General features: G+C 71.4%; 10 protein-coding genes and 1 tRNA gene. 6 read left to right on the top strand and 5 right to left on the bottom strand.

Annotation, left to right across the window (positions count from 1 at the left end; translation table 11 throughout):
• Positions 1–7: 7 nt before the first annotated feature.
• A tRNA-Arg gene (locus AAG688_RS11405) sits at positions 8–84 on the bottom strand.
• 134 nt (positions 85–218) lie between these two features.
• Here AAG688_RS11405 and AAG688_RS11410 point away from each other — a divergent pair.
• The 5 genes from AAG688_RS11410 to AAG688_RS11430 all read left to right on the top strand — a co-directional run bounded on the left by AAG688_RS11410 (position 219) and on the right by AAG688_RS11430 (position 5,348).
• On the top strand, positions 219–1,751 hold the full coding sequence (locus tag AAG688_RS11410) for an aldehyde dehydrogenase family protein (protein ID WP_411832360.1): 1,533 nt from the start codon (positions 219–221) through the stop codon (positions 1,749–1,751).
• A 176-nt stretch (positions 1,752–1,927) separates the two neighbouring features.
• A complete protein-coding gene (locus AAG688_RS11415) occupies positions 1,928–2,206 on the top strand; it encodes a DUF4190 domain-containing protein (RefSeq protein WP_411832362.1) in 279 nt (92 codons plus the stop codon).
• A 22-nt stretch (positions 2,207–2,228) separates the two neighbouring features.
• Entirely contained in the window at positions 2,229–3,284 is a 1,056-nt protein-coding gene (locus tag AAG688_RS11420) for a quinone-dependent dihydroorotate dehydrogenase (protein WP_411832363.1), read from the top strand.
• Positions 3,281–4,360, top strand: a complete 1,080-nt coding sequence (gene murB, locus AAG688_RS11425) for a UDP-N-acetylmuramate dehydrogenase (RefSeq protein WP_411832364.1) — start codon at positions 3,281–3,283, stop codon at positions 4,358–4,360. The genes AAG688_RS11420 and murB overlap by 4 nt, the downstream gene beginning before the upstream one ends.
• A 118-nt stretch (positions 4,361–4,478) precedes the next feature.
• Complete coding sequence (locus AAG688_RS11430; RefSeq protein ID WP_411834991.1) at positions 4,479–5,348, top strand: DMT family transporter; 870 nt, start codon at positions 4,479–4,481, stop codon at positions 5,346–5,348.
• Between the two features lie 75 nt (positions 5,349–5,423).
• Here AAG688_RS11430 and AAG688_RS11435 read toward each other — a convergent pair whose 3' ends face one another.
• On the bottom strand, positions 5,424–8,135 hold the full coding sequence (locus AAG688_RS11435) for a protein kinase domain-containing protein (protein ID WP_411832365.1): 2,712 nt from the start codon (positions 8,133–8,135) through the stop codon (positions 5,424–5,426).
• A 108-nt stretch (positions 8,136–8,243) separates the two neighbouring features.
• Between AAG688_RS11435 and AAG688_RS11440 the strand changes: the two genes are divergently transcribed.
• Complete coding sequence (locus AAG688_RS11440) at positions 8,244–9,140, top strand: diguanylate cyclase (protein ID WP_411832366.1); 897 nt, start codon at positions 8,244–8,246, stop codon at positions 9,138–9,140.
• A gap of 20 nt (positions 9,141–9,160) precedes the next feature.
• Here AAG688_RS11440 and AAG688_RS11445 read toward each other — a convergent pair whose 3' ends face one another.
• The 3 genes from AAG688_RS11445 to AAG688_RS11455 all read right to left on the bottom strand — a co-directional run bounded on the left by AAG688_RS11445 (position 9,161) and on the right by AAG688_RS11455 (position 12,738).
• Positions 9,161–9,769, bottom strand: a complete 609-nt coding sequence (locus AAG688_RS11445) for a phosphatase PAP2 family protein (RefSeq protein ID WP_411834992.1) — start codon at positions 9,767–9,769, stop codon at positions 9,161–9,163.
• A 58-nt stretch (positions 9,770–9,827) separates the two neighbouring features.
• On the bottom strand, positions 9,828–11,093 hold the full coding sequence (ispG, locus tag AAG688_RS11450; protein WP_411832367.1) for a flavodoxin-dependent (E)-4-hydroxy-3-methylbut-2-enyl-diphosphate synthase: 1,266 nt from the start codon (positions 11,091–11,093) through the stop codon (positions 9,828–9,830).
• Positions 11,094–11,463: 370 nt separating this feature from the next.
• Positions 11,464–12,738, bottom strand: a complete 1,275-nt coding sequence (locus tag AAG688_RS11455; RefSeq protein WP_411832368.1) for a sialidase family protein — start codon at positions 12,736–12,738, stop codon at positions 11,464–11,466.
• Between the last annotated feature and the right edge of the window lie 99 nt (positions 12,739–12,837).

Consider the following 12,837-nt stretch of genomic DNA (forward strand, 5'->3'; position numbering starts at 1 on the left):
CAGAGCATGGCGGCCCCGACACGATTCGAACGTGCGACCTGTCCCTTAGGAGGGGACCGCTCTATCCAGCTGAGCTACGGGGCCACGGGCCGGCATTCTCGCACGAGGGCGCGAGGTCCGGCCATCCCGGCCGGGCCGGCCCACTCTGCTAAAATTCCGCGACTTTCCGGCCGCTTTCCCCCCGCGACGGCCCTTCCCTGTCCTTCCCGGAGCTTTCCATGCCCGCAGATCTCCTCAAGGCGCTCGGCCTTGAACCGAACAATTCCGGCAGCTACCTCGGCAACGGCGAGTGGTCGCCGACCCGCGACTTCGGCGTGCTGCAATCGATCAACCCGACCACCAACGAGCCGATCGCCGAGGTCCACGCCAGCAGCCAGGCCGACTACGAGAAGATCGTCGAGCGCGCGCAGGCCGCCTTCAAGATCTGGCGCACCACCCCGGCGCCGCGCCGCGGCGAGGCCATCCGCCTGTGCGGCGAGGCGCTGCGCCAGCACAAGGACGCGCTGGGCTCGCTGGTCGCGCTGGAAATGGGCAAGAGCAAGCCCGAGGGCGACGGCGAGGTGCAGGAGATGATCGACATCGCCGACTTCGCGGTCGGCCAGAGCCGCATGCTGTACGGCTACACCATGCACTCCGAGCGCCCCGGCCACCGCATGTACGAGCAGTACCACCCGCTGGGCCTGGTCGGCATCATCAGCGCGTTCAACTTCCCGGTCGCGGTGTGGGCGTGGAACTCGTTCCTGGCCGCGATCTGCGGCGACGTGTGCATCTGGAAGCCGTCCAACAAGACCCCGCTGACCGCGATCGCGTCGATGAAGATCTGCAACGACGCGCTGAAGGCAGGCGGCTTCCCCGACATCTTCTTCCTGTTCAACGACGCCGGCACCGAGTTGGCGCAGCGCTTCGTCGACGACAGGCGCATCCCGCTGATCAGCTTCACCGGCTCGACCCAGGTCGGCCGCACCGTCGGCGAGCGGGTGGCGCGCCGGATGGGCCGCTGCCTGCTGGAGTTGGGCGGCAACAACGCGATCATCCTCGACCCGACCGCCGACCTGAAGCTGGCCATCCCCGGCATCGTGTTCGGCGCGGTCGGCACCGCCGGCCAGCGCTGCACCACCACGCGCCGGCTGATCGTGCACGAATCCATCCACGACACCGTGCTGGAAACGCTGGTCAAGGCGTACAGGCAGGTCGAGGGCAAGATCGGCGATCCGCTGGACCCGGCCAACCTGATGGGCCCGCTCAACAGCAAGGCGGCCGTGCAGCAATTCCTCGACTCCATCGAGAAGGCCAAGGCCGCCGGCGGCACCGTCGTCACCGGTGGCAAGGCGCTGGATCGCCCCGGCAACTTCGTGCTGCCGACCATCGTCACCGGGCTGAAGAACAGCGACGCCATCGTCCAGCACGAGACCTTCGCGCCGATCCTGTACGTGATGAAGTACTCGACGCTGGACGAGGCCATCGACATGCAGAACGCGGTGCCGCAGGGCCTGTCCTCGTCGATCTTCACCAACGACCTAAAGTCGGCCGAGCGCTTCCTGTCGGCGGCCGGCAGCGACTGCGGCATCGCCAACGTCAACATCGGCACCAGCGGCGCCGAGATCGGCGGCGCGTTCGGCGGCGAGAAGGACACCGGCGGCGGCCGCGAGTCGGGCTCGGACGCGTGGAAGGTCTACATGCGCCGGCAGACCAACACCATCAACTACTCCGACGCGCTGCCGCTGGCGCAGGGCATCAGGTTCGACCTGTAACCATCGGGCGCGGGGCGGGCTGCGGCCCGCCCCGTTCCGCCCGCTGTGCCCGCCTGTCCCATGCGGCAACCGCTTCTGGGATAATTCGCCCCCCGATCAGCGAGTTGTGTCCGTCCCGCCCCCGCCGGACGGGCGCGCAACGACCCGCCCTCCCCTTCTGCATGGAGCTTCCCCCGATGAACCAGATCCGCCAGACCAGCACGCTTGCCATCGTCAGCCTGGTGGCCGGCATCCTCGGCTGGACGCTGCTGCCCTTCGTCGGCAGCATCGGCGCCATCATCACCGGCCACATGGCGCGCACGGAAATCCGCCGCGAACCGGCGCGGCTGGAAGGCGACGGCCTGGCCATCGCCGGCCTGGTCCTGGGCTGGGCCTCGGTCGTGCTGTGGGTCATCGGCGTGGCGTTCGTCTTCCTGTTCCTCGGCGGCCTGGCCTGGCTGGCCGCGCTGGGCTGAACCGAGCGGCCGCGCCTCCCCCATGTATCCGCTAGCCCGTTCCTTCCTGTTCTGCCTCGATGCCGAGCGCGCTCACCACCTGGGCCTGAAGGCGCTGGACATGGCCCACCGCGGCGGCGCGCTGCCGCTGCTGGGCGCGCCGCCCGCGCCGATGCCGGTGCGGGTGTTCGACCTCGACTTCCCCAACCCGGTCGGCCTGGCCGCCGGGCTGGACAAGAACGGCGCCCACATCGACGCGCTGATGGCGCTGGGCTTCGGCTTCGTCGAGATCGGCACCGTCACCCCGCGCGCGCAGCCGGGCAACCCGCGGCCGCGCATGTTCCGCCTGGCCCAGCACCAGGCCATCGTCAACCGGCTCGGCTTCAACAACGACGGCGTCGATGCGCTGGTGCGCAACGTCGAGCGCGCGCAGCGCCGCGGCGGCCTGCTCGGCATCAACATCGGCAAGAACAAGGACACGCCCAACGAGGAGGCGGCCGCCGACTACCTGCACTGCCTGCAGCGCGTGTACCCGCTGGCCGACTACATCACCGTCAACATCTCCTCGCCCAACACCGCCGGCCTGCGCGAGCTGCAGGAGGAACAGGCGCTGCGCCAGCTCATCGGCACGCTGCGCGAGGCGCAGGAGGCGCTCGGCGCCCGCCACGGCAAGCGCGTGCCGATGCTGGTCAAGCTGGCGCCGGACCTGTCCGACAACGACATCGACGCGGTGGCGCGCGTGCTCGGCGATCTGGCCGTCGACGGCGTCGTCGCCACCAACACCACGGTCTCGCGCATGGGCGTGGAATCGCACCGCCACGCGCACGAGGCCGGCGGCCTGTCCGGCGCGCCGCTGATGGGCCAGTCGACCAAGGTGCTGCGCCGGCTGCGCGCGCGGCTGCCGCAGGAGATCCCGCTGGTCGGCGTCGGCGGCATCCTGTCCGGCGCCGACGCGGTGGCCAAGATGGCCGCCGGCGCGTCGCTGGTGCAGTGCTACACCGGGCTGATCTACCGCGGCCCGGAACTGATCGGCGAATGCGTCGAGGCGATCCGCCGCCGCCGCTACGCCCCCAGCCGCGGGCCGGTCGCGCCGGAATGATCGAAACGCCCGCCCCGGCCGCTGCGCGCGCCGATGCCTGGACGCTGGCCGCCGACGCGCCGCTGCGCGCGCGCAACAGCTTCGGCGTGGACGCGACCGCGCCCTGGCTGCTGGAACTGCACGACGGCCGCGCGCTGCCGCAGGCGCTGGCGCTGCCGCAGCTGCGCGATCGGCCGCTGCTGGTGATCGGCGGCGGCAGCAACCTGCTGCTGGCCGGGGATCCGCCCGGCGCGGTGCTGTCGCTGGCCGCGCGCGGCGTCGCCGTGCTCTCCGACGACGGCGACCACGCCGTGGTGCGCGCCGAGGCCGGCATGTCCTGGCACGACTTGGTGATGTGGACGCTGCGGCAGGATCTGGCCGGGCTGGAGAACCTGGCGCTGATTCCCGGCACCGTCGGCGCCGCGCCGATCCAGAACATCGGCGCCTACGGCTGCGAGGCCGGCGAGCGCATCGCCGCGGTCGAGGCCTGGGACCGCCAGGCCGGTGCGCCGTGCCGGCTGGCCGCCGCCGGGTGCGGGTTCGGCTACCGCGACAGCGTGTTCAAGCGGCAGCCGGATCGCTGGATCGTCACCGCGGTGGAATTCGTCCTGCCGCGCCGGGCGCAGCTGCGGCTGGACTACGCCGGCATCGGCGAGGAACTGGCGGCGATGGGCATCGCCGCGCCGGGCGCGCGCGACGTCGCCGAGGCGGTCATCCGCATCCGCCGGCGCAAGCTGCCGGATCCGGCGGCGGTCGGCAATGCCGGCAGCTTCTTCAAGAACCCGCTGGTGCCGGCGGCGCAGGCGCTGGCATTGCAGGCCGAGCATCCGCGCCTGCCGGTGTTCCCCACCGGCGACGAGGCCCTGCGCAAGCTGTCGGCGGCCTGGCTGATCGAGGCCTGCGGCTGGAAGGGCCACCGCGACGGCGACGCCGGGGTGTCGGCCGCGCACGCGCTGGTGCTGGTCAACCACGGCCGCGCCAGCGGCGCGCAGCTGCTGGCGCTGGCGCGGCGCATCGCCGCTTCCGTGCAGGCGCGCTTCGGCATCGCCATCGAGCCGGAGCCGAAACTGATCGGCGCGGACTGGCAGGACGGCTGATGCGCGCTCCCGCCCGCATCGCACGCGTCCCTGCCCGCCCGCGGGAAGCGCGCGGCGGCGCAAGGAAGGCCGGCGCGTGAACGCTCCCCTGCCCACCCACCTGCGCGCGGCGCTGCTGATGCTGGGCAGCACGCTGTTCTTCGGGCTGATGGTGGTCGCCATCCGGTTGGCGTCGCAGACGCTGCACACGTTCGAGATCGCGTTCTTCCGCAACTTCTTCGGCCTGATCGTCGCGCTGCCGCTGCTGCTGCGGCACGGGCCGGGCTTCCTGAAGACGCAGCAGTTCCCGCGCTACCTGTTCCGCTGCGTGATCGGCATCTGCTCGATGCTGGCCGGCTTCTGGGCCATCGGCCAGCTGCCGCTGGCGCAGGCGGTGTCGCTGTCCTACTCCACGCCGCTGTTCGTGACCCTGGCCGCGGCCGCGCTGCTCAACGAGCAGGTGCGCGCGCGGCGCTGGACCGCGGTGTTCCTGGGCTTCGTCGGCGTGCTGATCATCGTGCGGCCAGGCACGTCCGGCTTCAGCATGGGCGCGATCGTGGCGGTGCTGGCGGCGGTGCTCAGCAGCATCGTCGCCATCCAGATCAAGCAGCTCTCGCACACCGAGCCGGCCGACCGCATCGTCATCTACACCACCCTGCTGTGGGTGCCGATGTCGCTGCTGCCGGCGCTGGGCGTGTGGGAATGGCCGCGCGGCATCACCTGGCTGTGGGTGATCGCCGCCGGCGCGATGGGCACCGGCGGGCACATGCTGTGGACGCGCGCGCTGAAGCTGGGCGAGGTGTCGGCGCTGACGCCGATCAGCTTCATGCAGTTGCCGATCGTGGCGGTGTTCGGCTGGTGGCTGTTCGACGAGACGCTGGACCGCTGGACGCTGCTGGGCGCCTCGATCATCCTCGGCGCCAACGCCTACATCGCCCACCGCGAGGCGGTGCTGGCGCGGCGCGCGCAGAGCGAGTCGCCGACCGCGGCGGCCAAGCCTGGCGAGTAAGGCCCGCAGGCCGCGCCGCGCCTTCAAGTCCCTGCCTTTTCCCCCACCCCGCGAGCGGGAGAAGGGAAGGGAATGCTAGTTCAACGGATCCCTGCCCGAGCGGATGGCGTCGGCCAGCGCCTGCTGCGGCTCGGTCAGCGTGCCGGGACGGGCTTCCAGCAATGGGACGAGATGGCGCTGGTGCAGGGAGTCGGCCTGGGCGACATGGCCGACCTTCCTGTACGCCGCGCTCATCTGCCATATCGCCTGCAGCGTGTCGTGGTGCTGCTCGCCGAGGACCCGTTGCAGCAGCGCGACGCGTTCGCGGTGGACCGCCAGCGCGGCTTCGCGCTGGCCCAGCGCCATTAGGGCTTCGGCGCGGATCAGCAGCATCCGATGGGTCTGCGGGTGCTTGTTGCCCAGCACCTGCCGCGCCACCGGCGCGGCGTCGTGCAGCAGCTTCAGCGTCTCAGCCGAACGCCCGGCCCGGTGCAGGGTGCCGGCATGGTTGATCAGGATCGACAGCGTGTCGGGATGCTGCATGCCCTGGCGACGGCCGCGCACTTCCAGCACCTGCCGCTCCAGCGGCAATGCGGCGGCGTAGTCGTGCAGGCGCGCATGGGTGGTGGCGAGGTTGAGCCGGATGCGCACGGTGTCGGAATGCTCGGCGCCGAGCACGCGTTCGCTCGCCTCCAGCACCGACTGCAACAGCGGCAGCGCGTCGCCGGCGTTGCCGCTGTCGGCCAGCATCGCGCCCAGCGTCGCGCGCGTGTACAGGCTCACCGGGTGCTCGTTGCCTAGGCGGGCCACGCGCAGCGCCGCCAGTTCGCGCTGCAGCTCCAACGCGCCCTTCTTCTCGCCGCCCATCATCCTCAACACCGCCAGGTTGCCCTGTGCGTTCAGCGTGTCCTCGTGATCGGCGCCCAGCGTTTCGCGGCGTGTCGCCAGCACGCTCTCCATGTTGGCGCGCGCCTCCTGCATCTCGCCCAGCGCGCGCTGCGAAGCGGCCAGGTCGTTGCGCACCTCCAGCACCATCGGGTCGCGCTCGCCATGCTGCGCGACCAGCCGTTCCAGCAGGGCCTGGCGCAGCGCCTTGCCGGCCGCACGGTCGCCGCTGGCGGAAACCAGCTGCGCCTGCGCCAGTTCCAGCCGGACCCGGACCGGATCGTTGCCGGGCAGCGTGGCGGCATGCGGCAGCGCGCGTTCGAGCTGCGCTGCGGCCCGTTCCCGTTCGTTGGATTCGATCAGCGCCTGCACCTGCGCCTGGCGCGCGCGCAGCGTTTCCGACGCGGCCGCGCCGAATGCGCCGCTGCGGTAGTCGGCCACCTTGCCTAAGGCGGTGGCGGCCTTGGCATGCAGGCCCAGCGATGCCTGCACGCGCGCAATCGATTCGCGCAGGTCGCTGGCCAGGCGCGGGTCGTCGGCGAAATCGCGATCGATGGCGCTTTCGGCGCTGTCCAGCAGGGCGGCGTCGACCAGCCGGCGGGCGGCATCGGTGGTGTCGGCGCGCGCCAGCAGGCTGTCGAAACGCGCCTGTTCGCCGGGCGCGGCCGCGGCCACCTGCCGGCGCAGTTCCTGGCCCATGCGCGCGCCCAGCAGCGGCATGTCCATCGATTCCAGCATCGACTGCTGGAAGCTGACCACCCGCCCCAGTTCGCCGCTGCGCTGCTCGGCGATCGCGCGCTGCGTGCGCGCCTGGGCCAAGCCGTACAGCGACAGCCCCAGCCCGCCCAGCAGCGCCAGCAGCACCGCCGCGGCGGCGGCCAGCGCGCTGCGGTGGCGGCGGACGAACTTGCCCCACACGTAGCGACGGCTGGCCGGCACCGCCTGCAGCGGCCGGCCGTCGAGGAAACGGCGCAGATCCTCGGCCAGTTCCGCCGCCGAGGCGTAGCGTTCGGCGCGCTCGTGGCGCATGGCCCGCGCCACCACCCAGTCCAGTTCGCCGCGCAGCAGCCGCTGCAGGCCGGCCGCGCGGGTGCCGCAGGCCCGGGCGATGTCGTCCGCCTGCTGCGGCGGCAGCGTCGCCAGCTTCTCCGACGGCAGCGGCAGGGTCTGTTGCGAAGCCTGCCGGGTCTCGCCGGCGATCGACGGGCGCTGGCCGGCCAGCAGTTCGTACAGGATCACGCCCAGCGAATACACGTCACTGCGGGTGTCGATGCCGGCGGGATCGGCACCGGCCTGCTCCGGGCTCATGTACTCGGGGGTGCCGGCGCGCTCGTGCTCGCCATCGCCCAGCGCGCGGGTCGCGGCGGTGGCGATGCCGAAATCGATGATCTTCGGCAGCGGGCGCCCATCCACCTCGGCGACCAGCAGGTTGCCCGGCTTCAGGTCGCGGTGGATCACGCCTTTCTGGTGGGCGTGCTGCACGCCCTCGCAGATGCGCACGAACAGCTCGATGCGCTCGCGCAACGGCAACCGGCGCTGCCGGCAGAACTCGGTGACCGGGCTGCCCTCGATGTATTCCATCGCGAAGAACGGGAAACCCTCGGCGGTGGCGCCGGCGTCGTAGATCTGGGCGATGGCCGGATGGCGCATCTGCGCGAGCATCTGGCGCTCGACCTCGAAGTAGGCCAGGTGGCGCGCTTCCATCCGGCGCGCGCGCAGCAGCTTGAGGGCGACGGTGCGGCGCACCGGCTCCAGTTGCTCGGCGCGGTAGACCTCGCCCATGCCGCCGCGACCGAGCAGCGCATCGAGGCGGTAGCGGCCCAGCTCGACACCGGTGCCGAAGGACGGCTCGCCGTCCGGCGCCAGGCCGGGAAGGCGGGTGACCAGGATTTCGGTACGGTCCAAGTCTTCGTGCGCGGCCATCGTGGCGCTCCCCCCTGAACAGGCGGCCATTTTACGGGAAGCGCAGGAACCCCGACGGCGTTCGGCTACACTCGCCAGCCACCCGTCTCCCCGCGTCCCATCCCGCTCATGGCTTCCGCCAACCACGACCCGCACACCACCCTGCGCACGGTGATCAGCGACGGGCCGCGTCCGCTCTCGCCGCGCTCGGCCTGCGTGGTCGTCATCCACGGCGAGGGCCTGGGCCGGCGCGCCGACATCGACGAGCGCGCCGTCGTGGTCGGACGCTCGCAGGAGGCGGACCTGCACATCCCGCACAACAGCGTCTCGCGGCGGCATTGCGAGATCTGGCGCGAGGGCGACGAATACCGCGTGCGCGACCTCGACGCCACCAACGCCACCCGCGTCAACGGCGAGCCGGTGCGCGAGGCCGTGCTGCAGGACGGCGATCACGTCACCCTCGGCGAGAGCATCCTCAAGTTCATCAGCCACGCCAGCGTCGAGGCGCGCTACCACGAGGAGATCTACCAGCTCGCCACCCACGACGCGCTGACCGAGCTGTACAACCGCCGCCACTTCATCGAGACGGTGGAGAAGGAAATCGCCCGCGCGATGCGCCACCAGCGGCCGCTGACCCTGTGCATCATCGACGTGGACCTGTTCAAGCCGATCAACGACCGCTACGGGCACATCTCCGGCGACAACGTGCTGCGCCAGATCGCCGCACTGGTGCGCCGGCACGCGCGCAACGACGATGCCGCCGCGCGCATCGGCGGCGAGGAGTTCGCGGTGCTGCTGCCCGAATGCGGGGCGGAGGCGGCCTACGGCTTCGCCGAACGGCTGCGCGAGGCGGTGGCCGAGGTGCTGTTCACCCCCGGTGGCGATCCGCAACACATCACCGTGAGCATCGGCATCGCCGCGCTGAACCCGGCGCGCGACACCTGCAGCCGGATGATGGCCGCCGCCGACGCCGCGCTGTACCGCGCCAAGAGCGAGGGGCGCAACCGGGTCTGCATCGAGTACTAGCAGGGGCTAGAGGCTAGGGGCTAGCGCAGGCGCCAGCGGTCGCGGTACAGCAGCAGGTAGATGCCGGCCACCCACGCCATGCCGGCCGCCCAGCCGCCTAGGATGTCGGAGGGGTAATGCACGCCCAGGTAGATGCGCGACACGCCCACCAGCAGCGCGAAGGCCGCCGCCAGCGCCGCCACCGGCCAGCGCCAGCGCGTGTTCCAGGCCAGCAGCGCGACCACCATCGCCAGCGTCATCGAGCCCATCGCGTGGCCGCTGGGGAAGCTGAAGGTGTGCTCGGGGGCGATCGATTCCCACAGCGACGGGCGCTCGCGCTGGAAGAACTGCTTGGTGGCGATGTTCAGCAGCGCCGAGCCGGTGAACGACACGATCGCGAAGCTCGCCTCGCGCCAGCGCCGCAGCGCCAGCAGCGCCAGCGAGAGGGCCACGTCGGCCGGCACCACGCCCCACTGGTAGCCGATCGCCGAGAGGAACACGAAGAAGCGGTCCAGCCCCGGCGTGGCCATTGAGCGCGCCCGCAGCAGCAGCGCGTCGTCGAAGAAGAACGCCTCCAGCTCGTGCACCTCGTCGGCCAGTTCGACGAACAGCCACAGCGGCGCCAGCAGGCAGGCGAACAGCAGCGCCATGCGCCAGGCGTTGTGCCGCAGCAGCCCGGCGATGAAGCGCAGGCCCTGCGCGAGGGCCTCAGCCGGGGCCACGCGCGTAGCGGGTTTCCACGTAGTCGTCGATCAGCGCGAGGAACTCCTGCGCGATGTTGTCGCCGCGCAGGGTCACCTTCTTCTCGCCATCGACGAACACCGGCGCGGCCGGCGCCTCGCCGGTGCCGGGCAACGAGATGCCGATGTTGGCCTGGCGCGATTCGCCCGGGCCGTTGACCACGCAGCCCATCACCGCCAGGGTCATGTTCTCCGCGCCCGGGTGGCTCACCTTCCACTCCGGCATCCTGCCGCGCACGTGCTCCTGCACCACCTTGGCCAGTTCCTGGAAGAACTCGGAGGTGGTGCGCCCGCAGCCCGGGCAGGCGGTGACCATCGGCGTGAACGCGCGCTGGCCGGTGGTCTGCAGCAGTTCCTGCGCGACGATCACCTCCTGCGTGCGCTGCTGGCCGGGTTCGGGCGTCAGCGAGATGCGGATGGTGTCGCCAATGCCTTCCTGCAGCAGCACCGCCAGCGCCGCCGACGAGGCGACGATGCCCTTGCTGCCGATGCCGGCCTCGGTCAGGCCCAGGTGCAGGGCGAAGTCAGAGCGCTGCGCCAGGTCGCGATAGACCGCGATCAGCTCCTGCACGCCGGACACCTTGGCCGACAGCACGATGCGATCGCGCGGCAGGCCCAGTTCGACCGCCTTTTCCGCCGAATCCAGCGCCGAGCGGATCAGCGCCTCGCGCAGCACGCGGCCGGCGTCCCAGGGCTCGTCGCGGCGCGAGTTCTCGTCCATCAGCTGCGCGGCCAGCGCCTGGTCCAGCGAGCCCCAGTTGGCGCCGATGCGCACCGGCTTGCCGTAGCGGATGGCGAACTCGATGAGCTGGGCGAACTGGGTGTCCTTCTTCTTGCCGAAGCCGACGTTGCCGGGATTGATGCGGTACTTGGCCAGCGCCTGCGCGCAGGCCGGCTCGGCGGCCAGCAGCTGGTGGCCGTTGTAGTGGAAGTCGCCGATCAGCGGGACGTCGACGCCCATCATCTCCAGCTTGTCGCGGATGCGCGGGATGGCCGCGGCCGACTCGGCGTTGTTGACGGTCAGCCGCACCATCTCCGAGCCGGCGCGCCACAGTTCGGCCACCTGCCTGACGCTGGAGGCGACGTCGGCGGTATCGGTATTGGTCATCGACTGCACCACCACCGGGTGCCCGCCGCCGAGCTTCACCGCGCCGACGGCGACGGCATGGGTGATCCGGCGGGGCCAGGCGGCGGCGTTGGCGGGCGGCGTGGGGCGGGAGACGGCGTCGTGCATGGCGGCATTTTAGGCGGTATCGGTGCCGCGCAGGCTGACGGCGGGTGCAATCGCGTTCGCATCGCTGTTTTGGGCGGATTCCCGAGGGACTTTTGGACAAATCCATTCATGCCCGTCGTTCCCGTCTTGTCATTCCCCGTCTTTCCCGCGTAGGTGGGAACCCAGCGACTTCAAGCCATTGAAAGCAAAGGCACTGGGTTTCCGCCTTCGCGGGAATGACGGTGGGAAGGGGGATTCATTACTGTTTCGGGCCGATTCCCGAAGGACTTCCGGACAAGTCCATTCATGCCCGTCGTTCCCGTCCCGTCATTCCCCCGTCATTCCCGCCTACGCGGGAATGACGAGGGAAGGAGATTCGTTCAACGCTTCCCTAACGCACCACCGCGCCTTTCAACAGCGGCCGTCCTTCCGCCGCATCGGTCCACACCAGCCAGGCCCGGTCATGCGTGGCCGCCAGCCGCGGCAGGCCGCTGGCGCGCCCCTTCGCCGCCAGCCGGGCGACCTCGCTGATTACCGGCGCTTCCAGGTTCAGCGCATAGCGCGCCAGCAGCAGGCGCTGCGAAGCCGCCTCCTGTTCCAGCCACGCCAGCAGCAGGTGCTCGCCGGCCAGCGCCATCGCCACCCGGCCCAGCACCTGCTCGCCGCGGGCGACAATGACCGGCGCCCCGAAACTGTCGCCGGCATCGTCCGAACGCGCCGCGCGCAGTTCCGGCAGGCCACCGGCCTCGGTGTACCAGGCCACCCACAGCGTGTCGCCACGCGCCGCCGCGACCGGCCCGTTGACCGGGCAGCCGGCGATCCGCCAGCCATCGGCATGCACCTCGCGCGGTGCGCTCCAGCCCTGCCCGTCGAAGCGCACCCGCCGGATGTCGCGGATCTCGCCGGCGTCGCGACCACGATAGACCACCACCACCCCGCGCCCGGTCGTCGCCGAGGCGGTGGTGCAGCAGTCGCAGGTCGAGGCGTCCAGCGGCCACTCGGCCTGCTGCGCGCCGTCCGGCCCATGCAGCGCCGCGCGCAGCATCATCGGCGCGCCGCCGGCGTGATCGTGCCCGTCGTGCGCGGGCGGATGGCCGGCGGCGGCCTTCTGCCGGCTGTCCAGCCAGGCGATGCCCAGGCGCGCGTCGTCCTGCGGCCAGAACGCGACGAAGCCGTGATCGCCCGGCGTGCCGGCCGGATGCACCGGCTGCGCCGGCGTCCAGCTGCGCCCGCCGTCGCCCGAGCGCGCCAGCGCGATGCCGTAGTCCAGCGGTCCGTCGCCGCTGCGGCGCAACCAGTGCGCCCACAGCGATCCGTCCTTCAATGCGTAGAGATGCGGCGTATCGGCCCAGTTGACGAACCAGTCCGCGCCGCTGGCCACGGTCAGCGGCGCGGACCAGCGCGCATCGGCGGCGACGGCGCGGCGGGCGAAGCGCAATCGATGCCCGCCTGCCTCGCCCGGCTCCACCCAGCTCAGCAGCAGTTCGCCGTCGGGCGCGAGCAGCAGATCCGGCTGCGCCGCGGCGGGCGGCGCCGGCAGTTCCAGCGGCGATGCTCGGGTAAAGGCATCGGCCGGCGCTGCCTCGGGCTGCGCCGGCTCGCGCGCGCAGCCGGCCAGCAGGGCCGCCGACATCAGCAGCAGGATCGTCGTCTTGTGCAGGGCCATGCGTTTTCCGTCCTCGTCCGGCATCGGACAGGGTAATCGGGAAAGCGCCCGCCCGCGGCATGCGCACGAGGAAAACGGCGAGCGCGGCGGAGCGTATAT

The organism is Pseudoxanthomonas mexicana (genome assembly GCF_046736355.1).
GTDB classification, from domain to species: Bacteria; Pseudomonadota; Gammaproteobacteria; order Xanthomonadales; family Xanthomonadaceae; genus Pseudoxanthomonas_A; species Pseudoxanthomonas_A mexicana_B.

Coding starts and splice junctions, on each gene's coding strand:
- AAG688_RS11440 (WP_411832366.1), top strand. CDS start 8,244: ATGGCTTCCGCCAACCACGACCCGCACACCACCCTGCGCACGGTGATC.
- murB (WP_411832364.1), top strand. CDS start 3,281: ATGATCGAAACGCCCGCCCCGGCCGCTGCGCGCGCCGATGCCTGGACG.
- ispG (WP_411832367.1), bottom strand. CDS start 11,093: ATGCACGACGCCGTCTCCCGCCCCACGCCGCCCGCCAACGCCGCCGCC.
- AAG688_RS11415 (WP_411832362.1), top strand. CDS start 1,928: ATGAACCAGATCCGCCAGACCAGCACGCTTGCCATCGTCAGCCTGGTG.
- AAG688_RS11410 (WP_411832360.1), top strand. CDS start 219: ATGCCCGCAGATCTCCTCAAGGCGCTCGGCCTTGAACCGAACAATTCC.
- AAG688_RS11435 (WP_411832365.1), bottom strand. CDS start 8,135: ATGGCCGCGCACGAAGACTTGGACCGTACCGAAATCCTGGTCACCCGC.
- AAG688_RS11420 (WP_411832363.1), top strand. CDS start 2,229: ATGTATCCGCTAGCCCGTTCCTTCCTGTTCTGCCTCGATGCCGAGCGC.
- AAG688_RS11445 (WP_411834992.1), bottom strand. CDS start 9,769: ATGGCGCTGCTGTTCGCCTGCCTGCTGGCGCCGCTGTGGCTGTTCGTC.
- AAG688_RS11455 (WP_411832368.1), bottom strand. CDS start 12,738: ATGGCCCTGCACAAGACGACGATCCTGCTGCTGATGTCGGCGGCCCTG.
- AAG688_RS11430 (WP_411834991.1), top strand. CDS start 4,479: ATGCTGGGCAGCACGCTGTTCTTCGGGCTGATGGTGGTCGCCATCCGG.